Origin of the sequence: Variovorax paradoxus (genome assembly GCF_029919115.1) — a bacterium.
Lineage (GTDB): Bacteria > Pseudomonadota > Gammaproteobacteria > Burkholderiales > Burkholderiaceae_C > Variovorax > Variovorax paradoxus_O.
In genome coordinates, this window is sequence record NZ_CP123990.1 from 3,307,195 (window position 1) to 3,330,546 (window position 23,352).

At 66.0% G+C, this 23,352-nt stretch carries 28 protein-coding genes and 1 pseudogene; 18 read left to right on the top strand and 11 right to left on the bottom strand.

Features of this window, described 5'->3' with window-relative positions; translation table 11 throughout:
- Window positions 1–39: 39 nt before the first annotated feature.
- Window positions 40–501 carry a DUF2846 domain-containing protein gene (locus QHG62_RS15915; protein WP_281146595.1) on the bottom strand — a complete coding sequence of 154 codons (462 nt, stop codon included), beginning with the start codon at window positions 499–501 and terminating at the stop codon, window positions 40–42.
- Window positions 502–686: 185 nt separating this feature from the next.
- Between QHG62_RS15915 and QHG62_RS15920 the strand changes: the two genes are divergently transcribed.
- The 6 genes from QHG62_RS15920 (at window position 687) to QHG62_RS15945 (ending at window position 5,636) form a co-directional block, all read left to right on the top strand.
- Window positions 687–1,910: an MFS transporter gene (locus QHG62_RS15920; protein ID WP_281146596.1), complete on the top strand. Its 1,224-nt coding sequence runs from the start codon at window positions 687–689 to the stop codon at window positions 1,908–1,910.
- Window positions 1,911–1,933: 23 nt separating this feature from the next.
- Entirely contained in the window at window positions 1,934–2,074 is a 141-nt protein-coding gene (locus QHG62_RS15925) for a hypothetical protein (protein WP_281146597.1), read from the top strand.
- Window positions 2,075–2,079: 5 nt separating this feature from the next.
- Window positions 2,080–2,649: a class I SAM-dependent methyltransferase gene (locus tag QHG62_RS15930; RefSeq protein WP_281146598.1), complete on the top strand. Its 570-nt coding sequence runs from the start codon at window positions 2,080–2,082 to the stop codon at window positions 2,647–2,649.
- An 80-nt stretch (window positions 2,650–2,729) separates the two neighbouring features.
- Complete coding sequence (gene dapA, locus QHG62_RS15935; RefSeq protein ID WP_281146599.1) at window positions 2,730–3,620, top strand: 4-hydroxy-tetrahydrodipicolinate synthase; 891 nt, start codon at window positions 2,730–2,732, stop codon at window positions 3,618–3,620.
- A 142-nt stretch (window positions 3,621–3,762) separates the two neighbouring features.
- Window positions 3,763–4,854: an outer membrane protein assembly factor BamC gene (gene bamC / locus QHG62_RS15940; protein ID WP_281146600.1), complete on the top strand. Its 1,092-nt coding sequence runs from the start codon at window positions 3,763–3,765 to the stop codon at window positions 4,852–4,854.
- 5 nt (window positions 4,855–4,859) lie between these two features.
- Window positions 4,860–5,636: an MBL fold metallo-hydrolase gene (locus tag QHG62_RS15945; protein ID WP_281146601.1), complete on the top strand. Its 777-nt coding sequence runs from the start codon at window positions 4,860–4,862 to the stop codon at window positions 5,634–5,636.
- Window positions 5,637–5,732: 96 nt separating this feature from the next.
- On the opposite strand, the gene QHG62_RS15950 is transcribed toward QHG62_RS15945, so the two are convergent.
- From QHG62_RS15950 to QHG62_RS15960, 3 genes and pseudogenes are all read right to left on the bottom strand, one after another.
- Complete coding sequence (locus QHG62_RS15950) at window positions 5,733–6,008, bottom strand: hypothetical protein (protein WP_157614681.1); 276 nt, start codon at window positions 6,006–6,008, stop codon at window positions 5,733–5,735.
- A gap of 92 nt (window positions 6,009–6,100) precedes the next feature.
- Window positions 6,101–6,610 (bottom strand): hypothetical protein, encoded by a 510-nt coding sequence (locus QHG62_RS15955; RefSeq protein WP_281146602.1) that lies wholly within the window; start codon window positions 6,608–6,610, stop codon window positions 6,101–6,103.
- Window positions 6,600–7,809, bottom strand: a pseudogene (locus QHG62_RS15960) (JmjC domain-containing protein). The gene QHG62_RS15955 and the pseudogene QHG62_RS15960 overlap by 11 nt, the downstream one beginning before the upstream one ends.
- Window positions 7,810–7,823: 14 nt before the next feature.
- On the opposite strand from QHG62_RS15960, the gene QHG62_RS15965 reads away from it, so the two are divergent.
- Window positions 7,824–8,348 (top strand): FKBP-type peptidyl-prolyl cis-trans isomerase, encoded by a 525-nt coding sequence (locus tag QHG62_RS15965; protein ID WP_281146603.1) that lies wholly within the window; start codon window positions 7,824–7,826, stop codon window positions 8,346–8,348.
- An 88-nt stretch (window positions 8,349–8,436) separates the two neighbouring features.
- On the opposite strand, the gene QHG62_RS15970 is transcribed toward QHG62_RS15965, so the two are convergent.
- From QHG62_RS15970 to coaBC, 4 genes are all read right to left on the bottom strand, one after another.
- Window positions 8,437–8,937, bottom strand: coding sequence for a glycine zipper 2TM domain-containing protein (locus QHG62_RS15970; RefSeq protein WP_281146604.1), 501 nt, complete (start codon window positions 8,935–8,937; stop codon window positions 8,437–8,439).
- Between the two features lie 176 nt (window positions 8,938–9,113).
- Window positions 9,114–9,560: a dUTP diphosphatase gene (gene dut, locus QHG62_RS15975; RefSeq protein WP_281146605.1), complete on the bottom strand. Its 447-nt coding sequence runs from the start codon at window positions 9,558–9,560 to the stop codon at window positions 9,114–9,116.
- Window positions 9,557–10,012 carry a hypothetical protein gene (locus QHG62_RS15980; protein WP_281146606.1) on the bottom strand — a complete coding sequence of 152 codons (456 nt, stop codon included), beginning with the start codon at window positions 10,010–10,012 and terminating at the stop codon, window positions 9,557–9,559. Before QHG62_RS15980 ends, dut begins: the two co-directional genes overlap by 4 nt.
- On the bottom strand, window positions 10,012–11,235 hold the full coding sequence (coaBC, locus tag QHG62_RS15985) for a bifunctional phosphopantothenoylcysteine decarboxylase/phosphopantothenate--cysteine ligase CoaBC (protein ID WP_281146607.1): 1,224 nt from the start codon (window positions 11,233–11,235) through the stop codon (window positions 10,012–10,014). Before coaBC ends, QHG62_RS15980 begins: the two co-directional genes overlap by 1 nt.
- Window positions 11,236–11,358: 123 nt before the next feature.
- Here coaBC and QHG62_RS15990 point away from each other — a divergent pair, with 123 nt between their 5' ends.
- The 8 genes from QHG62_RS15990 to QHG62_RS16025 all read left to right on the top strand — a co-directional run bounded on the left by QHG62_RS15990 (window position 11,359) and on the right by QHG62_RS16025 (window position 18,226).
- Window positions 11,359–13,038 carry a CTP synthase gene (locus tag QHG62_RS15990; protein ID WP_281146608.1) on the top strand — a complete coding sequence of 560 codons (1,680 nt, stop codon included), beginning with the start codon at window positions 11,359–11,361 and terminating at the stop codon, window positions 13,036–13,038.
- The gene (gene kdsA, locus QHG62_RS15995) at window positions 13,035–13,889 is read left to right on the top strand and encodes a 3-deoxy-8-phosphooctulonate synthase (protein ID WP_281146609.1); all 855 of its coding nucleotides are present in this window, start codon (window positions 13,035–13,037) and stop codon (window positions 13,887–13,889) included. The genes QHG62_RS15990 and kdsA overlap by 4 nt, the downstream gene beginning before the upstream one ends.
- Before the next feature lie 26 nt (window positions 13,890–13,915).
- Entirely contained in the window at window positions 13,916–14,221 is a 306-nt protein-coding gene (locus QHG62_RS16000; RefSeq protein WP_281146610.1) for a DUF1330 domain-containing protein, read from the top strand.
- A gap of 27 nt (window positions 14,222–14,248) precedes the next feature.
- The gene (eno, locus tag QHG62_RS16005; protein WP_012748543.1) at window positions 14,249–15,532 is read left to right on the top strand and encodes a phosphopyruvate hydratase; all 1,284 of its coding nucleotides are present in this window, start codon (window positions 14,249–14,251) and stop codon (window positions 15,530–15,532) included.
- A 16-nt stretch (window positions 15,533–15,548) separates the two neighbouring features.
- A complete protein-coding gene (ftsB, locus tag QHG62_RS16010) occupies window positions 15,549–15,827 on the top strand; it encodes a cell division protein FtsB (RefSeq protein ID WP_281146611.1) in 279 nt (92 codons plus the stop codon).
- Between the two features lie 100 nt (window positions 15,828–15,927).
- Window positions 15,928–16,551: a nicotinamide riboside transporter PnuC gene (pnuC, locus tag QHG62_RS16015; protein ID WP_281146612.1), complete on the top strand. Its 624-nt coding sequence runs from the start codon at window positions 15,928–15,930 to the stop codon at window positions 16,549–16,551.
- Complete coding sequence (locus QHG62_RS16020) at window positions 16,548–17,249, top strand: ATP-binding protein (protein WP_281146613.1); 702 nt, start codon at window positions 16,548–16,550, stop codon at window positions 17,247–17,249. Before pnuC ends, QHG62_RS16020 begins: the two co-directional genes overlap by 4 nt.
- On the top strand, window positions 17,249–18,226 hold the full coding sequence (locus tag QHG62_RS16025; protein WP_281146614.1) for a hypothetical protein: 978 nt from the start codon (window positions 17,249–17,251) through the stop codon (window positions 18,224–18,226). The genes QHG62_RS16020 and QHG62_RS16025 overlap by 1 nt, the downstream gene beginning before the upstream one ends.
- Before the next feature lie 39 nt (window positions 18,227–18,265).
- On the opposite strand, the gene QHG62_RS16030 is transcribed toward QHG62_RS16025, so the two are convergent.
- Window positions 18,266–19,066, bottom strand: coding sequence for an AraC family transcriptional regulator (locus QHG62_RS16030; protein WP_281146615.1), 801 nt, complete (start codon window positions 19,064–19,066; stop codon window positions 18,266–18,268).
- A gap of 114 nt (window positions 19,067–19,180) precedes the next feature.
- On the opposite strand from QHG62_RS16030, the gene QHG62_RS16035 reads away from it, so the two are divergent.
- Both QHG62_RS16035 and QHG62_RS16040 read left to right on the top strand, forming a co-directional pair.
- Window positions 19,181–19,990: an SDR family oxidoreductase gene (locus QHG62_RS16035; RefSeq protein ID WP_281146616.1), complete on the top strand. Its 810-nt coding sequence runs from the start codon at window positions 19,181–19,183 to the stop codon at window positions 19,988–19,990.
- 34 nt (window positions 19,991–20,024) lie between these two features.
- A complete protein-coding gene (locus tag QHG62_RS16040) occupies window positions 20,025–20,888 on the top strand; it encodes an NAD(P)-dependent oxidoreductase (protein ID WP_281146617.1) in 864 nt (287 codons plus the stop codon).
- Between the two features lie 26 nt (window positions 20,889–20,914).
- Here QHG62_RS16040 and QHG62_RS16045 read toward each other — a convergent pair whose 3' ends face one another.
- Both QHG62_RS16045 and QHG62_RS16050 read right to left on the bottom strand, forming a co-directional pair.
- Complete coding sequence (locus QHG62_RS16045; RefSeq protein ID WP_281146618.1) at window positions 20,915–21,925, bottom strand: Hsp33 family molecular chaperone HslO; 1,011 nt, start codon at window positions 21,923–21,925, stop codon at window positions 20,915–20,917.
- A gap of 32 nt (window positions 21,926–21,957) precedes the next feature.
- Entirely contained in the window at window positions 21,958–22,482 is a 525-nt protein-coding gene (locus tag QHG62_RS16050; protein WP_157614698.1) for a gamma carbonic anhydrase family protein, read from the bottom strand.
- A 37-nt stretch (window positions 22,483–22,519) separates the two neighbouring features.
- Here QHG62_RS16050 and QHG62_RS16055 point away from each other — a divergent pair, with 37 nt between their 5' ends.
- Window positions 22,520–23,335, top strand: a complete 816-nt coding sequence (locus QHG62_RS16055) for a ferritin-like domain-containing protein (RefSeq protein ID WP_281146619.1) — start codon at window positions 22,520–22,522, stop codon at window positions 23,333–23,335.
- Window positions 23,336–23,352 lie beyond the last annotated feature (17 nt).

The following is a 23,352-nucleotide window of genomic DNA, read 5'->3' on the forward strand; positions in this document are numbered from 1 at the left end:
ATCGATCCGCCCCCGCCGACGCTCCGCCCGGCGCGCAACCTACTTGTCGCCGATGAACTGGCCCGCGTAGGTGAGCCAGCCCATTTCGGCCCGGGCCTTCTCGGGCGCCTCGAGATCGAGAACGATGCTTCCGACCGCGAGCCCGAACGAAGGCGACATGCGCACGTATTTCGTCTCTCCGTCTGCCAGCGGCACTTCGAGCGTCTTGCGCAAGTCGCTGGTCGTGGCGGCCTGGTAGGTGCCGGCCGGACGGTCCACAAAAAAGAAGCTGCCGGGCTTCGACGAGCCGACGCGCAGCTTGTCGATGCGCACCCCAGGCTGCAGCGAGGCGCCGAAAGGCCCGGCGGCACGGAAGAAATAGATGCGGCCGTTGCCCGGCTTGAGCTTGGGAATGACGTTGCCCATCTCCTGGAACTTGGGGCCGGTCGGGTCGCTGGCGCAGCCGGCAACTGCGAGCGCGAGCGTTGCGAGGGCGGCGAACTTCAGGACGGCTCTTCTCATGGGTCAGGATCCTTGCAGTCAGGTGGCGTTGAGAAAACGCAAATGTAACCAATTACAAACAACCTCGAACTGAGAGGAAACTGCGGCTTTGATGCGCGTGGTGCATCGGTGTGGCCGCAACAAATCATCAATGGCTTTACCCGCTGCACCGCCCGCCAAAGTAGCAAATCGGTACATTCACAGGCATGCAAGCCTCTTCCCCCACTCTCTCGATCAAGCAGGTGCTGATCTGCGGCGCCATGATCGTCACGCTCTCAATGGGCATTCGCCACGGCTTCGGCTTGTGGCTGCAGCCGATCACGCAGGCGCAGGACTGGAGCCGGCAGACCTTCTCGTTCGCGCTGGCCGTGCAAAACCTCTCCTGGGGCATCTTCGGGGTGTTCGCGGGCATGGTGGCCGACCGCTTCGGGGCGTTCCGGGTCCTTGTGGCGGGCACGGTGTTCTATGCGCTGGGCCTGCTGGGCATGGCGTATTCGCCGACACCGCTGCTGTTCACGCTGAGCGCGGGCGTGCTGATTGGCGCGGCGCAGGCCGGGACGACCTATGCCGTCGTGTACGGCGTGATCGGGCGGCAGATTCCTGCCGAACGGCGCTCGTGGGCCATGGGCGTGGCCGCGGCGGCAGGCTCGTTCGGGCAGTTCCTGATGGCGCCGATCGAGGGCCGGTTGATCGGACATCTGGGCTGGCAAACCGCCCTGGCGGTGGTGGCGGTACTCGTGCTGGTGATCGTGCCGTTGGCCCTGGGGCTGCGCGAACCGCGGCAAGGCGCATTGGCGGGGCACCGCGAACAATCGGTGCTGCAGGCAGTGGGCGAGGCGTTCCGCTACCCCAGTTTCGGCCTGCTGATGGCAGGCTATTTCGTGTGCGGCTTCCAGCTGGCATTCATCGGCATCCACATGCCGACCTACCTGCGCGACCAGAAGCTGCCGGTGGAAGTGGCGGGCTATGCGCTGGCACTGATCGGCCTCTTCAATGTATTCGGCACCTATACCGTGGGGCTGCTGGGCCAGAAGCTGGCCAAGCGCAAGATCCTGGCGGCCATCTACTTTGCGCGGGCTGTTTCCATCGTGCTCTTCTTGCTGGTGCCGATCTCGCCGCTCAGCGTGTATGTGTTTTCGGCGGCCATGGGCTTTCTTTGGCTTTCGACGGTGCCCGCAACCAACGCGATCATCGCGGGCATCTTCGGCGTGGCGCACCTGTCGATGCTCAGCGGCTTCGTGTTCCTGAGCCACCAGGTCGGTTCGTTCATCGGCGTGTGGCTTGGCGGCTACCTGTATGACACCACGGGCAGCTACGACATCGTCTGGTACATCGCAATTGCCCTGGGCGTGTTCGCCGCGCTGATCAACCTGCCGGTGAAGGAAGGCGCGATTGCGCGGGCGGCACGCCCCGCGGTTGTGCCGGGCTGATCCGGCGGCGGACAATGGCGGCCATGACTCCGCAAACACGCCACCGCCTCGCGCATGCCGGCTGGCTCACCGCCGCGGCGGCGGCGCTGGGCGGCGTTTTCGTGCTCTACGTTCATCCGGACTTTCTCGTCACGCTGGCCAACCAGGTCTGGTCCTGCTTTTGACTGCTATGAAAGACATAGCAAAATTGCACAGCGGATTGAAGCCGTCGGAATGGATCGTGCGGTGGTCGCACCTGCTCGCGCCGGCCACCTCCGTGCTCGACGTGGCCTGTGGCCATGGGCGGCACATGCAGTGGCTTGCGGGGCGTGGGCATGCGGTGACCGGCGTCGACCGCTCCACCGAAGCAATCGAGGCCGCTCGCGTATTTGGCGGCACGGTAACCGCCGACATCGAAGCCGGCCCCTGGCCTTTCTCGGGCCAGGTTTTCGGTGCGGTGGTCGTCACCAACTACCTGTGGCGGCCGCGCATGGCCGACATCGTGGCCGCGGTTGCGCCGGGCGGCGTGCTGCTCTACGAAACCTTTGCCGCCGGAAACGAAACGGTGGGCAAGCCCTCGCGCGCGGACTTTCTGCTGCAGCCGGGCGAATTGTTGGCCGCATGCCGGGAGCTGCGCGTGGTGGCGTACGAAGACGGCTTTCTGGCCGAGCCGGAACGCTTCGTGCAGCGCATTGCCGCGGTTCGTGCCGGCAACGCCGCGTCCGGCGAGCCCGAACGCCATCTCCTGCCGGGAAACTGACCCCACCACCGCGCCGGTTTCCGGGGCCGCCGGAGTAAGTAGAATCGGCGCTTTCGTCCACCCGACAGAGAGATTCCCCCTTGGAGCAACTGACAGGCAGCATCGTCGCTCTCGTCACGCCGATGCACGAAGACGGCAGTGTCGACTACCCGGCCCTGCGCCGACTGATCGACTGGCATATCGACGAAGGCACCGATTGCCTTGGCGTGGTCGGTACCACCGGTGAATCGCCCACGGTCGACGTGGAAGAGCACTGCGAAATCATCCGCGTGTCGGTCGAGCAGGCCAAGGGCCGCGTGCCCGTAATGGCGGGCTGCGGCGCCAATTCAACCAAGGAAGCCATCGAGCTTGCCAAGTTCGCCAAGGGCGTGGGCGCCGATTCGCAGCTGCAGGTGGTGCCCTACTACAACAAGCCGACGCAAGAAGGCCAATACCAGCACTTCAAGGCCATTGCAGAAGCCGTGGGCGACCTGCCTACCGTGCTCTACAACGTGCCCGGCCGCACCGTGGCCGATATGGCGCACGACACCGTGCTGCGCCTCGCGCAGGTGCCGGGCATCATCGGCATCAAGGAAGCCACCGGCAACATCGAGCGTGCCCAGTGGCTCATTCGCGACCTGCCCAAGCACTTTGCCGTGTATTCCGGCGACGACCCGACAGCGGTGGCTCTCATGCTCTGCGGCGGCCAAGGCAACATCAGCGTGACAGCCAACATTGCCCCGCGCAAGATGCACGAACTGTGCGTTGCGGCCATCGCGGGCGACGTGCGCAAGGCCATGCAGATCCAGTTCGAGCTGATGCCGCTGCACCGCAACCTGTTCGTCGAACCCAACCCGATTCCTCTCAAGTGGGCCATGTCCAGGCTCGGTCTTTGCGGCGGCAGCCTGCGGTTGCCGCTCACCGAACTGGCTGAAACCAACCAACCCGTGGTCGAGGCTGCCCTGCGCGCCTGCGGCCTGCTCAAGGGCTGAGCCCGCTTTCTTTCCCCAAACACCCATCTCTTTCTCCCCGCCGCATCGAGGTTACGCAACCTTTTGCCTGAACCGTGCTCAGAGAGTGCGGGCAATGCGGCCCCATAGATTGATCGAACCCATTCCAACAAGGAAGACGACGTTGAAGAACCTTTCGCACATCTCGCGATTCGCACTGCTGGCCCTTGTTGTCAGCCTCGCCGCCTGCTCCGTTCTAGAGGGCGACAAGATCGACTACAAGAGCGCAGGCAAGGCCCCCACGCTCGAGGTCCCGCCCGACCTGTCGCAGCTTTCGCGCGAGAACCGCTATGCGGTTCCGGGCGGCGCAGTCACGGCCAACGCCTACCAGGCCGGCGCAACCAACGCGCCTGGCATTCCCACCGCGGTGGCCAACATCGGCGACGTGCGCATGGAACGCTCGGGCACGCAGCGCTGGATCGTCATCAACCGCTCGCCCGACCAACTGTGGGATCCGGTGAAAGACTTCTGGCAGGAAAGCGGCTTCCTGCTGACCACCGAGCAGCGCAACCTCGGCATCATGGAAACCGACTGGGCTGAAAACCGCGCCAAGCTGCCGCAGGACATCATCCGCGGCACGCTGGGCAAGCTGGTCGATTCGGTCTATTCGACCGGCGAACTCGACCGCTTCCGCACCCGCCTGGAGCGCACGCCCAACGGCACCGAGATCTTCGTGAGCCACCGCGGCATGCAAGAGGTCTACAACAACAGCCGCCAGGACCAGACCGTGTGGCAGCCTCGCCCGAGCGACCCTGAACTCGAAACCGAGTTCCTGCGCCGCCTGATGGTCAAGCTCGGCGTTTCGCAAGAGCAGTCGAAGATCCTGGCCGCCACCACCGCGCCCACCAAGACCGCCACCGTTTCGAACGCGGGCGGCCAGCCGGTCGTGCAGATCAACGAAGGCTTCGACCGTGCATGGCGCCGCGTGGGCCTGGCACTCGACCGCACCGGCTTCACCGTGGAAGACCGCGACCGCAGCGCCGGCATCTACTACGTGCGCTACGTAACCCCCAACGCCGACAAGAAGGAACCCGGCTTCTTCGGCAAGCTGTTCGGCAGCAGCTCCAGCAAGAACGAAGCACCGATCAAGTTCCGCATCCTCGTGAAGGGCCAGGGCGAATCGACCACGGTCTCGGTGCTGAACGAATCCGGCGCGCCCGAAACCTCGGCCAATGCGCAACGCATCGTCCAGGTCATTGCAGACGACCTGAAGTAACCCGCATGCTCCGCTTCCGAAGCCTCGGCAGCGGCAGCACGGGCAACGCCGCGCTGGTCGAAGCGACCAGCGGCGGCCGCACCTCAAGGCTCCTGATCGACTGCGGCTTCGGCCTGCGGCAACTCGATCTTCGGCTTGCCAGGGCAGGCCTCGCAGCCACCGATATCGACGCCATCTTTGTCACGCATGAGCATGGCGACCACATCGGCTGCGCCCATTCGCTGTCGCGGCGCAACCGCATTCCCGTATGGATGAGCGAAGGCACCTGGCTTGCCACGGGCGGGCGCGACTTCGAAGGCCGGCTCAACCTGGCACGGGACGACGCAGAGTTTGCGGTCGGCGACATTGCGGTGCAGCCCTTTACCGTGCCGCACGACGCGCGCGAGCCCCTGCAGCTGCGCTGCTCCGACGGCGCGCGAACGCTGGGCGTGCTCACCGACCTGGGGCACGCCACGGCTCACGTGCTCTCCAGGCTGAGCGGCGTTCATGCGCTGCTGCTCGAGTTCAACCACGACAGCGAGCTGCTCGCCAATTCGGGCTACCCAGCCTTCTTGAAGCTGCGGGTCGGCGGCAAGCATGGCCATTTGTCGAATGAAGCCGCCGCGGACATTGCGCGCGCGGTTCGGCACGAGGGCCTGCGCCACGTGGTCGCGGCGCACCTGAGCGAGCAGAACAACCGCCCCGACATCGTGCGGCGCCTCATGGCCGAAGCCCTCGGGGGCCACGAGGCCGAGATGCTCACCGCCAGTGCATCGGAAGGTTCGCCCTGGCTGGACGTCTGATCGTTCGGCGCTTGCCCGCTATGGGGCACCATGCAAAAAGCCGCCGTGAGGCGGCTTTTTTGCTGGTTGAATGAAAGCCCGCTGGGGCGTTCGTCGTTACTGCTTCGGCGCTTCGTTCTTCTTGGCGGCCTCGGTGGCGGCATTGGCCGCATCGAGGGCCGAAGAAGCACCCGGCGAAGGCGTTGTTGCAGCCGACGGATCGGTGGTCGTCGAGGGTGCCGGAGCAGCCGCGGGCGGTGCGGGAGCCGGTTCGGTCACCGGAGCTGGAGGCGGGGTCACAACCGCCGGCGCGGCGTCTTCTTTCTTTCCGCAAGCCACGAGTGCGGCGGCGGCGATCAGCGAGGCCAGCAGGACGGATGACGGCTTCTTCATGGAAACTCCTTTGCAATGAATGTCTGGACCAAAAAATTCTAGACCCGCATTACTGCCCGTTTGTGTCTCGCGCCCTCATTCGCGGCATTGGCTTACAAGCCCAGTGTCGATGCCGGAAATGCGGGCCTTCCCGCCCGCCACGACTCATCGATGGCTTCGCGCAACTCGCGCCGGGCCCGCGGGTCGAAGCCGCTCACGCCGCGGCTGCGCTCCGGGTCCGTGCGGTGGGCGCACCACTCGGGCGTCCAGATGGCGCTTGGCACCGCATTGCTGCCTTCTGCGCGCACGACGCGGCATTCGATGATGTGATCCCACATGCGGCGCCAAGGCACAAAGCGTGCATGGTTACGTTCGACTACATCGAAGCGCTGTGCCAGCAAGACGAAGCGGCGGCCGGAGGCCGACCAGGCCTGCAGCGCCTCTATGCTCGCGCGTTCGCCCAAGGGCCAGTCGGCAAAGTCAGGGTCGCTCAAGACCAGTTCTCTCCAGCCTTGCCGCGCGGCCGCCGAGAGCGCGGCCCGCACGATGCCGTCGAAGGCTTCGCGGCCGTCGAACCGGCCTTCCGGCAGGGGCTGCGCCCCTGCCCTACGCTCATCCGGCATGGAGCCACCCCGCTTCGCACCACTCGGCCAGCAGCGCGAGTGCACCGTCGCTTGCGCGCGCCAGTTCGCGCGGGCCGAGCGCACGCTGGTCAGCCAGCCTGCGCATCAGCGTTGCATCGGCCCCGCCGGCGCGAAAGCTTTCGCCGTTGATGTAAAGGTGCCGCGCGTCGTAGAGCATGCGCGTGCGGCGGTCGAGCGCCACGCTGCGCAGCACGTTCGGCGCTTCAGTGCCTTCATCGAACCAGACATTGGCCTTGGGCTCGGTGAGCGATTCGCCGAGCGCACGGTCGATGGCGCCGGGGTCGCGCAGCGCGGCATCGACCGCCTTGCGCGCAAAGGCCTGCAGCGCGGCGGGCATGGCGGCCGGCGCAGCGCAGCGCGGCATCGACCGCCTTGCGCGCAAAGGCCTGCAGCGCGGCGGGCATGGCGGCCGGCGCATCGACCGCGGGCTGCGCCGGATCGCGGTAGCGGGTCAGTTCGGCGGGGCCGGCGTCTTCCAGGGCTTCCGAATAGGACTGCGCCATGCGGGCCAGCAGGTCGGCACCGAGCTCGCCCGCGGCGGAAGACCGCAGGCCGATGGAGCACGTCATGCAGTCGTCGCCGACAGCCACGCCGTCGTGCGCGTAACGCGGCGGCAAATAGAGCATGTCGCCCGGCTCGAGCACAAAGCTCTGCTCGGGCTCGAAATGCTCGAGGATCTTGAGCGGCACGCCTTGCTGCAGGCGCAGATCGCTCTGCTTGCCGATCGACCAGCGCCGCGTACCCTGGGCCTGCAGCAAAAAGACGTCGTAGCTGTCGAAATGCGCGCCCACGCCGCCGTTGTCGCTGGCATAGCTGATCATCAAGTCGTCCAGCCGCGCATCGGGCACGAAGCGAAACTGCTGCAGCAGCGCATGCACGCCGTCGTGATGCAGGTCGACGCCCTGCACCAGCAGCGTCCATTCGGGCTGCTTGAGCGGCGGCAGCGCGCGGCGCGCGAGCGGCCCGTGCTTGAGTGTCCAGCCGGTCTTGCCGTGTCGGATGAGGCGCGATTCCACGTCCTCGCGCTCGGCCAGGGCAAAGAGCGCGCTGCGCTCGATCGGTGGCACCATGGCAGGTATGGCCTGGCGCACGAGCAAGGGCTTTTTCTGCCAATACCGCCGCATGAACTGCGCGGCGCTCAGGCCGCCGAGCAACGGCAGCGGTTGTGTAGTCTCCATGGGAGAATTCTGCAATGGAAATCTCTGAACAATGCGTGGTCGGCCTGACCTGGACGATGAAAGACACTTTGGGCGAAGTGCTCGACGTGCTCGATGAGCCCGTGGAATTCATGGTGGGAGGCGACGACCTCTTCGACGTGATCGAAGCCGCCCTGCAGGGCCATGAGCCCGGCGCCCGGGTGCAACTGCAGCTGGAGCCCGAGCAGGGCTTCGGCGACTTCAACGACCAGCTGCTCTTTCTCGAGCCCCGCTCGCTGTTCCCTGAAGGCACGGAAGAAGGCATGACCTTCGACGGCGCCGCTCTGCCCAAGGGCGTGAGCGAAGACATGCCCAAGGACGTGATCTACACCGTGGCCGAAATCTACCCGGACCACCTGGTGCTCGACGGCAACCATCCGCTGGCAGGTATTGCGATCCGGCTCGACATCACGGTGCGTTCGGTGCGCGAAGCAACCGAAGAAGAAGTCGGCCGCGGAACGGCCGGCACGGCCTTTTTCAAGGTGCCGCCGACCGCCCCCGGCAACGATCTGCTGCACTGATCAGCGAGCGGGAAAACCGCAGTAGTCAGCAAAAAGCCGGGCACTGCCCGGCTTTTTGCTGCTCGTGGAAAGTCCCTCGAAAAACGGCCTACATGCGCGAGAGCTGGCCGTTGTCGATGCGCACGCGGTCGCCGATGCGCAGGTCGCCCGGATGCTGCACATCGAACGCACGATAACCGCCGCGGTCGGTTTGCACCGAGATGCGATAGCTCTCGTAGGCACGCGGGCCGTTGTTCTGGGCCTCGATGGTGTTGCCCAGGAGGGCGCCGCCCACAATGCCCAAGGCGGTTGCCGCCGCGCGGCCGCTGCCGTGGCCGAACTGGTTGCCCACCACACCGCCCACGACACCGCCCGCCACGGCGCCACCGCCGGTGGTGCCGGTGCCCCTGGTTTCGCTGCGCAGCACTTCGATGTTGGCCACATGGCCGTATTCGACGTACGCCGCTTCCTGGTACGGAACGGCCTGCGGCGGTGCCTGGTAGGGATAGCGCGTGGTGTGATAGACCGGCGCAGGAGCGACGCAGGCCGTCAGCGTGGCAAGTGCCAGCACGGAAGCGCCAATGGAAATGAAGCGCGTTGAGATTTTCATGTTGATGGCTCCTCGGAAATAGTCAGTGCATCCGGAGCATCCGGAAGCACCAAGCCTGGGCCTGTGTTTAACGCCATTCCCGCACGGGGGATGACGCCCGACACACACCGGCATGTAGGAGCAAGCCGCAAGCTGATCGGTTCCGGATCTTTACTGGCCCGATACGAACTCGGGCGTCAGTGCTTGCCGGTGGAGCCGTAGCCGCCCTCACCGCGTTGCGTGGCTGCAAATTCTGTGACCACCCGAAACTGAGCCTGCACGACCGGGACGATCACGAGTTGGGCAAGCCGCTCCATCGGCTGGAGCACGAAAGGCGTGTCGCTGCGGTTCCAGGCACTGATCTTCAGTTCGCCCTGATAGTCGCTGTCGATCAGGCCGACGAGGTTGCCCAGCACGATGCCGTGCTTGTGGCCTAGGCCCGAGCGCGGAAGAATCAGCGCCGCGTAGGCCGGATCGGCCAGGTGGATTGCGATCCCCGTGCCCACGAGCTGCCAGGCATTGGGCTCCAGCGTGATCGGCGCGTCGAGGCAGGCCCGCAGGTCTAGCCCCGCGCTGCCGGGCGTGGCATAGGCTGGCAATTGATCCACCATGCGTGGATCGAGGATACGAACGTCTACTTTCACTTTTGATGGCCTTGCTTGCGTTGCTGTTCTTTCTGCTTGCGGGCGGCTTCCTCGAGCACCTGCTGCCACTTGGCCACGCCGGGCGAGAGCTTGAGCCCCTTCAACTTGCTGGCGAGCCACAGCGCCGCGCCAAATAGCACCGCCAGCACGACGATTGGCACGCCGGCCGACCACAGCACCAGGAACACCAGCGCGCCCCCGACGGCCACAGCCTTGAGCACCGCGGGCGTGAACGGCCCGGTCTGCGACGGGGTGTCTTCATTCGAGGCCGCACGCCGCTGCACCGCGGCGGCGCCCTGCGCACCGGGCGCACCCGGCGTGGGGTTCATGCCGACGTCCAGCCCATGGTCGCCCTCATGCGGCGCCCGCCTGGGCAATGCAGCCTGCGCAGACAGCCGTTCCACATAGCTCGCGAAATCGCCATTCGGCGGCGTGTTCCATTGCGGATTCATCAGACCCTCCAGTCAGGCAGGCGTGCGGCGATCTCGGTCATGAGTTCGCGCGCCAGGGTGAGCTTGGGTGCGCGCGGCAGCTCGCGCGTGCCGTTGGCATCCACCAGCAGCAGCGCATTGTCGTCCTGGCCGAAGGTCAGCGGGCCGATGTTCCCGACCAGGAGCGGAATTCCCTTGCGCTGGCGCTTGGCCTTGGCATGCTCGGCCAGGTTCTCGCTCTCGGCCGCGAAACCCACGCAGAACAACTTGCGCGATTGGGCCCGCTCGCTCTTTGCCACGGCAAGCAGGATGTCGGGGTTCTCGACGAAATTCAGCACCGGCGTCTTGCCGCTGCCGTCCTTCTTGATCTTGTGTTCGCTGTGCGTGGCCGGACGCCAGTCGGCCACGGCGGCTGTGGCTACAAAAATGCTAGCAGACTGCGCCGCGCGCAGGGTCGCGTCGAGCATGTCCTGCGCCGAGAGCACGTCGATGCGGCTCACGCCGCGGGGCGTCGGCAGATGCACCGGGCCGGCCACCAGCGTGACTTGGGCGCCGGCCTCGTGCGCGGCGCGCGCAATGGCAAAGCCCATCTTGCCCGACGAATGGTTGGTGATGCCGCGTATCGGATCGAGCGGCTCGAAGGTGGGCCCGGCGGTCACAAGCAGCTTGTGGCCCGCAAGCAGCTTGGGGGCAAAGAAGGCGGTGATGTCTTCGAGCAGCTGCGCCGGCTCCAGCATGCGGCCGTCGCCCGTCTCGCCGCAGGCCTGCCAGCCGCTGCCCACGCCCAGCACCGTGGCGCCGTCGGCCGCCACCTGCATGAGGTTGCGCTGGGTGGCGGGGTGCGCCCACATTTCGCGGTTCATCGCTGGAGCAATCAGGAGCGGCACGCGGTCCATCGGGCGGGCCAGGCACATCAGGCTCAGCAGGTCGTCGGCCCTGCCCTGCACCAGCCGCGCGATGAAGTCGGCGCTGCAGGGCGCGAGCACGATGGCATCGGCCTCACGGCTCAGGTTGATGTGCGGCATGTTGTTGGGCTCGCGCGCGTCCCACTGCGAGGTGTAGACCGTGCGCCCCGAAAGCGCCTGCATCGTGACTGGCGTGATGAACTGCCCGGCCGCCTCGGTCATGACGATCTGGACGGTGGCGCCCGCCTTCACGAACAGGCGGCACAGCTCCGCCGACTTGTAGCAGGCGATACCACCGGTAAGGCCCAGGACGATGTGTTTGCCGGCGAGATCTTGCATGAGTCATATTGTTGCTCACATACCGGCAAGATCAGGAATGGGATGGCCCTTGGCCGAAGGGACGCAAAGGGGACACCTATAATCGGAATTTCCCACTGCCCGGATCTATGGTCCGGAACTGGCATGACCAAATTTGTCTTCGTCACCGGTGGTGTCGTATCTTCCCTTGGCAAGGGAATCGCCTCCGCCTCCCTCGCCGCGATCCTCGAATCGCGCGGCCTCAAGGTCACCCTCATCAAGCTCGATCCGTACATCAATGTCGACCCCGGCACGATGTCACCGTTCCAGCATGGCGAAGTGTTCGTGACCGACGACGGCGCCGAAACCGACCTCGACCTCGGCCACTACGAGCGCTTCATCACCACGCGGATGCGCAAGGCCAACAACTTCACGACCGGCCAGATCTACAAGACCGTGCTCGAAAAAGAGCGCCGCGGCGACTACCTCGGCAAGACGGTCCAGGTCATTCCGCACATCACCAACGAAATCCAGGAATACATCAAGCGCGGCGCCGGCCTGGGCACCCCGCATGAGGTCGACGTGGCCATCGTCGAAATCGGCGGCACCGTGGGCGACATCGAATCGCTGCCCTTCCTTGAAGCCGTGCGCCAGATGAGCCTGCGCATGGGCCCGAACAACTCGGCCTTCGTGCACCTGAGCTACGTGCCCTGGATTGCCGCCGCCGGCGAGCTCAAGACCAAGCCCACGCAGCACACCGCCAAGGAACTGCGCGCCATCGGCATCCAGGCCGACGCGCTGCTGTGCCGCGCCGACCGCCCGATTCCCGACGACGAGCGCGCCAAGATCTCGCTGTTCTCGAACGTGCCCGAATGGGGCGTCATTTCGATGTGGGACGTGGACACCATCTACAAGGTGCCGCGCATGCTGCACGAGCAGGGCCTCGATGGCCTCATCTGCGACAAGCTGCGCATCAACACGCCGCCCGCCAAGCTCAACCGCTGGGACGAGCTGGTCTACGAAGTCGAGCATCCGCAGCAGGAAGTGAGCATTGCGATGGTCGGCAAGTACGTCGACCTGTCCGACAGCTACAAGTCGCTGAACGAAGCACTGCGCCACGCCGGCATGAAGAACCATGCGCGCGTGAAGATCGACTACATCGACTCCGAAACCATTTCGCCGCAAGACGTTTCGCGTCTTGCCAAGTACGACGCCATCCTGGTGCCCGGCGGCTTCGGCCAGCGCGGCGTCGAGGGCAAGATTTCGGCCGCCCGCTTCGCGCGTGAAGGCAAGGTGCCCTACCTCGGCATCTGCCTGGGCATGCAGGTGGCCACCATCGAATACGCACGCCACGTGGCGGGCCTGAAGAACGCCAACAGCACCGAGTTCGACCCCGAGACGCCCTGCCCCGTGATCGCGCTGATCACCGAGTGGAAGGACGCCGACGGCACCGTGAAGACGCGCAACGAGAAGTCCGACCTCGGCGGCACCATGCGCCTGGGTGCGCAAAGCTCCGACGTGACAGCCGGCACGCTGGCCCACAGCATCTACGGCGACGTGGTGACCGAGCGCCATCGCCACCGCTACGAAGCCAACGTCAACTACCTGGACGAACTGCGCGCCGCAGGCCTGGTGATTTCGGCTCTTACCCAGCGCGAGCACCTGACCGAAATCGTCGAACTGCCGCAAGACGTGCACCCCTGGTACATGGGCGTGCAGTTCCACCCCGAATTCAAGTCGACCCCGTGGAGCGGCCATCCGCTCTTCAACGCCTTCATCAAGGCGGCGCTCGACCACAAGGCCCGCAGCGCGGGCGGCACAAAAAACCTGAAGGCAGTGGCATGAAACTCTGCGGATTCGACATCGGGCTGGACCAGCCCTTCTTCCTGATTGCCGGCCCCTGCGTGGTCGAATCCGAGCAACTGCAGATGGACACGGCCGGCACGCTGAAGGAAATCACTTCCTCGCTCGGCATTCCGTTCATCTTCAAGAGCAGCTTCGACAAGGCCAACCGCTCTTCGGGCACCAGCTTTCGTGGCCCGGGCCGTGAGAAGGGCCTCGAAATCCTGGCCAAGGTGAAGCGCGAACTCGGCCTGCCCGTTCTGACCGACGTTCACACCGAAGACGACATCACCGAGGCCGCCAAGGTGGTCGACGTGCTGCAGACGCCCGCCTTCCTGTGCCGCCAGACCGACTTCATTCGCGCGGTGGCCCAGTCGGGCAAGCCGGTGAACATCAAGAAGGGCCAGTTCCTTGCGCCGCACGACATGAAGAACGTGATCGACAAGGCGCGTGCGGCCGCCAAGGAAGCGGGGCTCGACGAAGACAGCTTCATGGCCTGCGAGCGCGGCGCGAGCTTTGGTTACAACAACCTGGTGTCGGACATGCGTTCGCTCGCCATCATGCGCGAGACTGCCGCACCCGTGGTGTTCGACGCCACGCACTCGGTGCAGCTGCCGGGCGGCCAGGGCACGAGCTCGGGCGGCCAGCGCGAAATGGTGCCGGTGCTGGCACGGGCTGCCATTGCGGTGGGCGTGGCCGGCGTTTTCATGGAAACGCACCCCGACCCCGCCAAGGCATTGAGCGACGGCCCCAACGCCGTGCCGCTCAAGCACATGAAGGCACTGCTGGAAACGCTGCTCGAACTGGACCGCATCGCCAAGAAAAACGGCTTCCTGGAAAACTCTTTCAACTGAGCCCCAACAACAAGACTGGAGAACACATGGCGTCCGCCTACATCATCGTCGACATGAAGGTCACCGACCCCGAGCAGTACAAGCAGTACATGGCTATTGCGCCCGACGCGGTAAAGGCGGCGGGCGGCGAGTACCTTGTGCGCGGCGGCCAGTTCGAAACCCTGGAAGGCAACTGGCAGCCCGCGCGCATCGCCATGCTGCGCTTTCCCAGCTACGAGAAGGCCAAGGCTTTCTACGACGACGAGTTGTACCGTGCCGCGCGCGCCAAACGCGCCGGAACGACCGAATTCTTCAATATGGTTCTGGTCGAGGGCGTTTCCGCCCCGGTCTGAGATTCAGTTCAAAACGAAAGGCAATAAGTGAGTGCAATCGTAGACATCGTCGGCCGCGAAATCCTCGACAGCCGAGGCAATCCCACAGTCGAGTGCGACGTGCTGCTCGAATCGGGCACCATGGGCCGCGCGGCCGTGCCCTCGGGCGCATCGACCGGTTCGCGCGAAGCCATCGAGCTGCGCGACGGCGACAAGAAGCGCTATCTCGGCAAGGGCGTGCTCAAGGCGGTGGAGAACATCAACACCGAGATCTCGGAATCCGTGCTCGGCCTCGACGCCAGCGAGCAGGCTTTCCTCGACCGCACGATGATCGACCTGGACGGCACCGACAACAAGGGCCGCCTGGGCGCCAACGCGACGCTCGCCGTGTCGATGGCGGTGGCGCGCGCCGCGGCCGAAGAATCGGGCCTGCCGCTGTACCGCTATTTCGGCGGCATGGGCGGCATGCAGCTGCCCGTGCCGATGATGAACGTCATCAACGGCGGCGCGCACGCCAACAACAGCCTCGACCTGCAAGAGTTCATGATCATCCCCGTGGGCGCCCCGAGCTTCCGCGAAGCCGTGCGCTACGGCGCCGAGGTGTTCCATGCACTCAAGAAGATCCTGGGCGACCGCGGCATCAGCACGGCGGTGGGCGACGAAGGCGGGTTCGCACCCAGCGTCGAAAGCCATGAAGCGGCCATCCAGCTGATTCTCGAAGCCATCGACAAGGCCGGCTTCGTGGCGGGCGAGCAGATTGCGCTCGGCCTCGACTGCGCAGCCAGCGAGTTCTACAAGGACGGCAACTACGTGCTCTCCGGCGAGAACCTCACGCTGTCGGCCGGCAACTGGGCCGACATGCTGGCCACCTGGGTCGACAAGTACCCGATCATCAGCATCGAAGACGGCATGCACGAAGGCGACTGGGACGGCTGGAAGCTGCTCACCGAACGCCTCGGCAAGCGCGTGCAGCTGGTGGGCGACGACCTGTTCGTCACCAACACCAAGATCCTGCAGGAAGGCATCGACAAGGGCATTGCCAACTCGATCCTGATCAAGATCAACCAGATCGGCACGCTGACCGAAACCTTCGCCGCCATCGAGATGGCCAAGCGCGCGGGCTACACGGCTGTCATTTCGCACCGCTCGGGCGAAACCGAAGACAGCACCATTGCGGACATCGCGGTGGGCACCAACGCCGGCCAGATCAAGACCGGTTCGCTCTCGCGCTCCGACCGCATCGCCAAGTACAACCAGCTGCTGCGCATCGAGGAAGACCTGGGCGACATCGCCAGCTACCCTGGCCGCGGCGCGTTCTACAACCTGAAGTAGCGCCCGGCTCCGCGGCATGCGCTCGCGCCTCGTTCCACCCATCGTGCTGTTGCTGCTGCTGGTCGTCCTGCAGTGGCAGCTGTGGAACGGGCGCGGCAGCGTGCGCGATGTGTCGCAGCTGCAGACCAAGCTGGCTGCGCAGAAAGAGGCCAATGCCAAGGCCGCCGTCACCAACGAGCGGCTGGCCTCCGAGGTCAACGACCTCAAGGTCGGGCTCGAAATGGTCGAAGAGCGTGCCCGACAAGAATTGGGCATGGTCAAGCCCAACGAAGTGTTCGTTCAAGTGACCCACTGAATATGGCCCCCACGCTCGGCACTGCGTGTCCTCGCTGCCCCCCGAGGGGGCCGCTCGCGCCTTGGGGCGGCCCGGCGGCGCTCGACGCCTGACTCCGCTGATGCCCGAGTTCTTCTCGGCCCCCGCCTTTGCGCTCTGGGGCTCTCCGGTCAGCTGGCTCGAACTCGTGGCTGCCGTGCTGGCGCTGGCCATGGTCGGCTGCAACATGCGCGAAATCCATTGGGGCTGGCCGCTCGCGATCGTCAGCTCGCTGCTCTACGTGGCCGTGTTTGCAGAGGCGCGAATCTACGGTGACGCCTCGCTCCAGGTGTTCTTCGCTATCGTCGCGCTCTGGGGCTGGGCACAGTGGCTGCGAGGCCATCGGGCTGACGGCAGCGCACTGCGGGTCAGCCGGCTTTCGCCGCGCGGCATTGCGTTTGCGCTAGTGGCCTGCGCGGTGGCATGGCCAGCGGTCGCCCTCTTCCTGCACCGCTTCACCGACAGCGACGTGCCCTGGTGGGACGGCTTTTCCACCGGGCTCAGCCTGGTCGGGCAGTTCCTGCTGGGGCGCAAGTTCATCGAGAACTGGCTGGTGTGGCTGGCGGTGAATATCGTGAGCGTGGGCCTTTTCATCCATAAGGGCCTGTGGCTCACCGTCGGGCTCTACGCTGTGTTCGCGGCGCTCAGCGTGGCGGGTTTTGTTGCATGGCGCTCGCGCATGCAGAGCGAGGCTGCGCGCGCATGACACCCACGCTGCCCACCGGCTGCGTCATTGCGCTGCTCGGCGCCGAGAGCACGGGCAAGACTGAACTCGCGCGCGCGCTCACGCAGCGCCTGCAGGAGCGCGGCATTGCGGCCACGCTGGTGGCCGAGTACCTGCGCGAGTGGTGCGAGCGCGAAGGCCGCACGCCTCGCCCCGACGAGCAGCGCGCCATCGCCGACGAACAGACGCGCCGCATCGACGCCGCGGCGGCCTCGGGCGTGGTGGTGGCCGACACCACGGCGCTCATGACTGCCGTGTACAGCGAGCAGCTGTTCGGCGACACCTCCCTTTACGCCGATGCGCTCGCCGCACAGCGGCGCTACGCCATCACGCTGCTGACTGCGCTCGACATCCCCTGGGTTGCCGACGCATTGCGCGACGGCGACCACGCGCGCGAGCCGACGGACACGCTGGTGCGCGCGGCGCTTTCGGGCGCCGGACTCTCATTCGCCGTGGTGCATGGCACCGGCGGCGAAAGGCTTTCCAATGCATGGAACGCCATCAACTCCATCGCCGGCAACGAGGGCCAGGCCCGGGCACGGGGAAGCCGCGGCGACGCGAAACCCACCTCCTGGTCATGGCCTTGCGAGAAATGCTCCGACCCGGAATGCGAACATCGTCTGTTCAGCGACCTGCTCGGCCGCCGCGACAACCCGCCAAACCCCCGTTCGGAGATCTGATGTTCCCGCTTGGTTTCTCTCGTCTCGCCTGTCTTCTTTGTCTCGTCGGCCCGGCCCTGCTGGCAGCCGGCACCGCTGCGGCGGCACCGGTTGCCGCCACCGTGGAAAACGCCACCACGACGACCGCCTGCGCCGAGGAAGACAACGTCTCGCTGGTGCTGCGCGGCGAAGGCATCCGGCGCATGCGCATCGAGGCGCTGCAGCCGGCGTATCTGGGCAGCATCGGCAACGACGTCACCGCGCCCGACTTTTCGGGCTGCAACTTCGACGGCGGTGCGCACCCTACCGATCCCGCGCACAAGTTCAAGCCGCGCCGCGTGGTGCTGCTCGACGACGCGCAGTGGCGCATCGTCGGCATGACGCTGCCCAGCTTCTGGCGCCCGCAACAGGTGCCGGTGCGCGTGGGTGCGCGCACCGACCGCGGCTTTCACCTGCTGCAGATCTTCCGCAAGGAAGAAGGCAAGGTGCTCGAGGCGCTGGTGCTCTACCCCGCAGACGGCTACTGGCGCATCAAGCCGCTGCCGGAAGAACGCTTCGGCGACGGCGTGTATGGCTCGTCGTTCCTGCTCGGCCCGGTCGAGCAAGGCAGCCGGCCGGTGGTCGACATCGCATCGATCCGCATCGTGCCCAAGCCGCTGGCCATTCACCTGCGCTTTGCCAGGGGCGGCAGCGCCGTCGCCAAGGTGTCCGAAATCAGCCGCGCGCGCACCGCGCTCGATGTCAGGCTCTCGACTCCGACCGCCGATGCACGGCCCTTTGCGGTGCTGCGCTCGATGTACGTTGCGGCGGACAACGCCGACGTGAGCGAAGTGCGGTGGCGGGAATCTCCCGATGCGGCGGAGCAGGTGCTGCCTTTGCCTGAAGTGAAGACGCTGAGCGGCACGCAAATGCGCTTTGGGCGCAGCCTGCCTTCGCGCCACAACACGAGCGCACCCGATATCTCGTTCAGCGATTTCGACGACGCGGTTCCGCGCTGATCGACGCGCCCGCTGGGCGCCTATGACTGGCAGCGCGGCCTAGCCGGCGCGCCGAACCTCGCTGGGCGTGGCGCCGAGCACACGGCGCATGCATCGTGCCATGTGGCTCTGGTGCGCAAAGCCGCTTTCCAGCGCCACCTGGCTCGCGGCCATGCCGCTGCGCACCAGCAGGCCGCGCGCACGGTCGACACGCCGGTGAACCACGTACTCGTGCACCGGCAGGCCCGTGGAGCGCTTGAATTGCGTCTTCAGGTGCGACGCGCTCAGGCCCGCCACCTCGGCCAGCCTGGCCAGCGAGAGATCGCCCTCCAGGTGGGTTTCGATGTAGTCGGTCACGCGGCGCAACTGCGGCCGTGTGAGCCCCTGCACCGGCGCCGTTTCATGGAGCCGGTGCCCGCCGAGCAGGTGCGCCGCCAGCGCGGTGCCCAGGCTGTCGGCGTAGAGAGTGCCGTTGGGAAAGCCGGCGCGCCGTTCGGCGTCGAGTGCCCAAGCAATATGTTCGATATGCGCATCGCGCAGCTGATGGCGCTCTGCCAGGCTCGCACGGTCGGCCGGCAGGCCCATTTCGTCGGCGGTGCGCCGCAGCAGCGAAGGCGGCATGTGCACCACCAGCGACGTGCTGGCCGCGTCCTCGTGCCAGACGTCGGAGCTGCCGGCGGGCAGGATGTCGATGTCACCGCGCGTGTAGCGGAACTTGTGCAGCTTGCAGGCGCCGTTGACGGGCGCACCCGCATGCACCTTGATGCGGTGGTCGGGCACGGCCTCGAAGCCGACCACGCCGCCGGGCGTGTGGCGCACGTGCACGTTCAGATGGGTGTCGGAGGGGGCGTGATCGCTCATCGGGCAATTATCCGGCGCGCCGGCAAAGCATGCTCGCGCGCCTGCGTCCGTTCGTGCTGCACCGCGGCCGAATGTGCGCGACCGGGTCGGCCGCTTTCCGGATCATCCGCTGCCATGAACACAACCACTCAAGACCCCCGATCCATGCACATCCCTGCGAACAACAAATACGCTGGCAAGAAGGCCGTCATTACCGGCGGCACCATCGGCATGGGCCTGGCCACCGCCCAGGCGCTGCTCGAAGGCGGTGCCGAAGTGCTCGTGACAGGCCTGAACCCGAAGAACCTCGAAGCCGCGCGCCGCGCCTTGGGGCCTCGTGCCCATGTCGTAGCCTCGGACACGGGCTCGCTGGCCGACATCGACGCACTCGCGGCGCTCGCCCGCGAAAAGCTCGGCCACATCGACCTGCTGCACATCAACGCGGGCATCTCGACGCTGGAGCCCTTCGAGCAGGTGACCGAAGCCGGCTACGACCGCGCTTTCGCGATCAACACCAAGGGCCCGTTCTTCACCGTGCAGCGCCTCGTGCCGCTGATGCGCGCCGGCGGCGCAATCGTCGTCACCTCGTCCATCGCGGACAAGGGCGGCATGCACGGCCTGAGCGTCTACAGCGCGACCAAGGCCGCATTGCGTTCCTTCGCCTCGGGCTTTGCGGCAGAGCTCGTGGGACGCGGCATCCGGGTCAACGTGGTGAGCCCCGGCTTCATCGACACGCCCACGCTCGGCATCGCCGATGCGACGGCAGAGGAGCGCGCCGAGTTCATCCGCCTGGGCGACCAGATCACGCCGATGCGGCGCCACGGCACGGCCGAAGAGGTGGCCCGCGCGGTGCTCTTCTTCGCCTTCGAGGCGACCTTCACGACCGGTGCGCGGCTCACGGTCGATGGCGGGCTGGGCCAGAACCTCACGCCGGCCGCGGCCTGAACTTGAATTGCAATCAAAAAGAAAGAACGAACACATGACCGACGTGTCCCTCATCGGCCTCGGCCCCATGGGCATTGCGCTCGCGCGAGCGCTTCAACCCGGGCACACGCTCACGGTGTGGAACCGCACCGCCGAGCGCGCCAAGCCCATCCTCAACCAAGGCACCGTGCTCGCGCCCAGCGCCCTCGCCGCTGTTCAGGCCAGCCCCGTGGTGCTGATCTGCGTGGCCGACTATGCGGCCTCCCGGTCGATCCTGGCCTCGCCCGGCGTGGCCGATGCGCTGCGCGGCAAGGTGCTGGTGCAGTTGAGCACCGGCACGCCGCAGGATGCACGCGACGACTGGGCCGCCCTGAGCGGCGTGGCCTACCTCGACGGCGCGCTGCTCGCCACGCCCGGCCAGATCGGCCGGCCCGATACGCCGCTTTTCATTTCCGGCGAAGAGCGCGCGCTGGCCAGTTGCCGGCCGGTGCTCGAAGCCATTGCAGGAAACATCCTGTACATGGGCGAGCCCATCGGCAACTCGGCGGCCTGGGATCTCGCCACGCTCTCGTGCATGTTCGGCGCCATGAGCGGGTTCTTCCACGGCGCGCGCATCTGTGAATCCGAAGGGCTGAAGGTGAACGAGTTCTCGCAGATGATCGGTGCGATCTCGCCGGTGCTCGGCGAAATGATCAGCGCCGAGGGCGAGGCCATTCACACCGGCCGCTACGGCGAACCCGAAAGCTCGATGGCCACCTGCGCGGGCTCGGGCCGGCTGTTCGTGAAGCAGGCGCGCGAAGCAAAGCTCGATGCGAGCTTTCCGGATTTCCTGATGGGCCTGTTCGACCGTGCGCTGGGCGCAGGCTTTGCGAACGAGCGCCTGGCCGCAATGATCAAGGTGCTGCGGCAGCCCGCCTGAGCGGGAGCGAGGAAAGGCCCCGCGACCTATTGCACCACGGGGCTCGCGGGCACCTGGTCGCCAGGCGGCGTGAATATCTGCGCCGTGTCGACCGCATCGAAGCGGTACTGCTTGCCGCAGAAGTCGCAGCCCACTTCGATGTCGCCGCGCTCGGCCAGGATTTCCTCGGCCTCCTGCACGCCGAGCCCGCGGATCATCTGCGCCACGCGCTCGCGCCCGCAGGTGCAGGCAAAGTGCGGGCCGAGCAAGCCCATCTGCGGTTCGAAGCGCAGCAGCTTTTCTTCCCAGAACAGGCGGCGAAGAACGGTCTCGACGTCGAGCGTCAGCAACTCGTCGCGCGTCAGGGTCGACGCAAGAATCGAGATGCGGTTGTAGTCCTCGTTGCGGCCGATCTCGTCTTCATTCGCCTGGTCGTGGTCCTTGTCGGAAGTACCGCCCGACGAACCTTCGAGGTTGCCCTCGCCCTTGACCGGCAGTCGCTGGATCAAGAGGCCCGCCGCCACTTTGTCGTCGGCTGCCAGCACCAGCGTGGTGTCGAGCTGTTCGCTCTGCAGCATGTAGTGCTGCAGCACGTCGCTCAGCTTGCCGAGCTTCTCGCCATCGTCGTCGAAGAGCGGAACCACGCCTTGGTACGGCGTGGTGCCCGGCAGCTTGTCCTTCGGGTCGAGCGTGATGGCGCAGCGGCCCTTGTTGTTCTCGTTGACCATGTCGGGCAGGCGCGCATCGGCCGGCAGCTCGCCGATGACCTTGGCGGTGGCACGCAGGCTCAGGTCGGGCTTGGCCTCGGCCACGGCCACCTTGACCGGACCGTCGCCGAAGATCTGCAGGATCAACGAGCCGTTGAACTTGATGTTGGCCTGCATCAGCGTGGCCGCGGCGGTCATTTCGCCGAGCAGTTCGGCCACCGGCGGCGGATAGGCGCCGGTGGTGGTGTTGGAGGCACGCCGCGCCAGGATTTCCTGCCACGCATCTGTCAGGCGCACGATCACGCCGCGCACCGGCAGGCCATCGAACAGGAATTTGTGCAGCTCGCTCAAAACGGATTTCTTTCGGTTGTGCCTGAATGGAATCAGGCGATTTTCTTGAGGCCCTTCGCATAGCGAACGGCGTTCTGTACGTAATGGTCGGAGCCGTGGCGCAAGCGGGCGGCGTCTTCGTCGCTGATCGTGCGCATGACCTTGGCGGGCGAACCGAAGATCAGCGAGTTGTCTGGAAACTCCTTGCCCTCGGTCACGACGCTGCCGGCGCCGACAATCGAGTTGCGGCCGATCTTGGCGTTATTCAAGACCACGGCCTGGATGCCGATCAGCGAGTTGTCGCCGATGGTGCAGCCGTGCAACATGACCTGGTGGCCGATGGTGACGTTCTCGCCGATGGTCAGCGGGCTGCCCGGGTCGGAATGCAGCATCGACATGTCCTGCACATTGCTGTTTCGGCCGATGGTCATCGTCTCGTTGTCCCCGCGCAGCACCGCGCCAAACCAGATGCTCGCGTTTTCACCCAACTTCACGTTGCCGATCACTTCCGCGCTGTCGGCCACCCATGCGCCGGTGCCGAGTTGCGGCGCAACGCCGTCGAGTTCATAAAGGGCCATCGTGGAGTCTCCGGGGGCAAAAACTAGAATTGTAGGGATGCACCCCCGATTGAGCGCGCTGGCCGCGCTGCGACTGACCGACCCTCAAGCCAAGGTTGCCGCGACACGCGCCACAGCTGCACATGCAGCTACCGATTCCATAGCACTTGAACCCCTGCGCACCGAAGGGGACGATCTCGGCGTGCCGGGCCGCCCCGAAAAGCCGGTGCGCGTGGCTGCCACGGCCGTGCAAAAGCGCTCGCCCTTCACGCCCGAGGGCCGCGCCGCGCTGATCCATTCGATCTGCCACATCGAGTTCAACGCCATCAACCTTGCGCTCGATGCGGTGTGGCGTTACGACGGCATGCCCGAGGCCTACTACCGCGACTGGCTGCGCGTGGCCGACGAGGAGGCCCAGCACTTCACGCTGCTGCATGCGCACCTGCAGGGCATGGGCTACCGCTACGGCGACTTTCCGGGCCACGACGGGCTCTGGAGCATGTGCGAGAAGACCAAGGACGACGTGCTCGCGCGCATGGCGCTGGTGCCACGCACGCTCGAGGCGCGCGGACTCGACGCCACTCCGCTCATCCAGGCCAAGCTCAAGCGCGTCAACACCCCCGATGCGCTGCGCGCGGTCGAGATTCTCGACATCATCCTGCGCGACGAGGTGGGCCATGTGGCCATCGGCAACCGCTGGTATCGCTGGCTTTGCGAGCGCGCCGGCCGCGACCCCGAACTGACCTATCCGGAGCTGGTCGCGCACTACGAAGCGCCGCGCCTGAAGCCGCCTTTCAACTTCGAGGCACGCGAACGCGCCGGCTTCAGCGCCGAAGAAATGCGCGCGCTTTCGGCCGGCGCCAAGACTGAGTAGAAGACGAACAGCGAGGC

What these genes read in the sequence shown, in the direction of transcription:
- QHG62_RS15915 (WP_281146595.1), bottom strand. Translation starts at nt 501, where the DNA reads ATGAGAAGAGCCGTCCTGAAGTTCGCCGCCCTCGCAACGCTCGCGCTC.
- QHG62_RS15920 (WP_281146596.1), top strand. Translation starts at nt 687, where the DNA reads ATGCAAGCCTCTTCCCCCACTCTCTCGATCAAGCAGGTGCTGATCTGC.
- QHG62_RS15925 (WP_281146597.1), top strand. Translation starts at nt 1,934, where the DNA reads ATGACTCCGCAAACACGCCACCGCCTCGCGCATGCCGGCTGGCTCACC.
- QHG62_RS15930 (WP_281146598.1), top strand. Translation starts at nt 2,080, where the DNA reads ATGAAAGACATAGCAAAATTGCACAGCGGATTGAAGCCGTCGGAATGG.
- QHG62_RS15945 (WP_281146601.1), top strand. Translation starts at nt 4,860, where the DNA reads ATGCTCCGCTTCCGAAGCCTCGGCAGCGGCAGCACGGGCAACGCCGCG.
- QHG62_RS15950 (WP_157614681.1), bottom strand. Translation starts at nt 6,008, where the DNA reads ATGAAGAAGCCGTCATCCGTCCTGCTGGCCTCGCTGATCGCCGCCGCC.
- QHG62_RS15955 (WP_281146602.1), bottom strand. Translation starts at nt 6,610, where the DNA reads ATGCCGGATGAGCGTAGGGCAGGGGCGCAGCCCCTGCCGGAAGGCCGG.
- QHG62_RS15965 (WP_281146603.1), top strand. Translation starts at nt 7,824, where the DNA reads ATGGAAATCTCTGAACAATGCGTGGTCGGCCTGACCTGGACGATGAAA.
- QHG62_RS15970 (WP_281146604.1), bottom strand. Translation starts at nt 8,937, where the DNA reads ATGAAAATCTCAACGCGCTTCATTTCCATTGGCGCTTCCGTGCTGGCA.
- QHG62_RS15980 (WP_281146606.1), bottom strand. Translation starts at nt 10,012, where the DNA reads ATGAATCCGCAATGGAACACGCCGCCGAATGGCGATTTCGCGAGCTAT.
- coaBC (WP_281146607.1), bottom strand. Translation starts at nt 11,235, where the DNA reads ATGCAAGATCTCGCCGGCAAACACATCGTCCTGGGCCTTACCGGTGGT.
- QHG62_RS15990 (WP_281146608.1), top strand. Translation starts at nt 11,359, where the DNA reads ATGACCAAATTTGTCTTCGTCACCGGTGGTGTCGTATCTTCCCTTGGC.
- kdsA (WP_281146609.1), top strand. Translation starts at nt 13,035, where the DNA reads ATGAAACTCTGCGGATTCGACATCGGGCTGGACCAGCCCTTCTTCCTG.
- QHG62_RS16000 (WP_281146610.1), top strand. Translation starts at nt 13,916, where the DNA reads ATGGCGTCCGCCTACATCATCGTCGACATGAAGGTCACCGACCCCGAG.
- ftsB (WP_281146611.1), top strand. Translation starts at nt 15,549, where the DNA reads ATGCGCTCGCGCCTCGTTCCACCCATCGTGCTGTTGCTGCTGCTGGTC.
- pnuC (WP_281146612.1), top strand. Translation starts at nt 15,928, where the DNA reads ATGCCCGAGTTCTTCTCGGCCCCCGCCTTTGCGCTCTGGGGCTCTCCG.
- QHG62_RS16020 (WP_281146613.1), top strand. Translation starts at nt 16,548, where the DNA reads ATGACACCCACGCTGCCCACCGGCTGCGTCATTGCGCTGCTCGGCGCC.
- QHG62_RS16025 (WP_281146614.1), top strand. Translation starts at nt 17,249, where the DNA reads ATGTTCCCGCTTGGTTTCTCTCGTCTCGCCTGTCTTCTTTGTCTCGTC.
- QHG62_RS16030 (WP_281146615.1), bottom strand. Translation starts at nt 19,066, where the DNA reads ATGAGCGATCACGCCCCCTCCGACACCCATCTGAACGTGCACGTGCGC.
- QHG62_RS16035 (WP_281146616.1), top strand. Translation starts at nt 19,181, where the DNA reads ATGAACACAACCACTCAAGACCCCCGATCCATGCACATCCCTGCGAAC.
- QHG62_RS16040 (WP_281146617.1), top strand. Translation starts at nt 20,025, where the DNA reads ATGACCGACGTGTCCCTCATCGGCCTCGGCCCCATGGGCATTGCGCTC.
- QHG62_RS16050 (WP_157614698.1), bottom strand. Translation starts at nt 22,482, where the DNA reads ATGGCCCTTTATGAACTCGACGGCGTTGCGCCGCAACTCGGCACCGGC.
- QHG62_RS16055 (WP_281146619.1), top strand. Translation starts at nt 22,520, where the DNA reads ATGCACCCCCGATTGAGCGCGCTGGCCGCGCTGCGACTGACCGACCCT.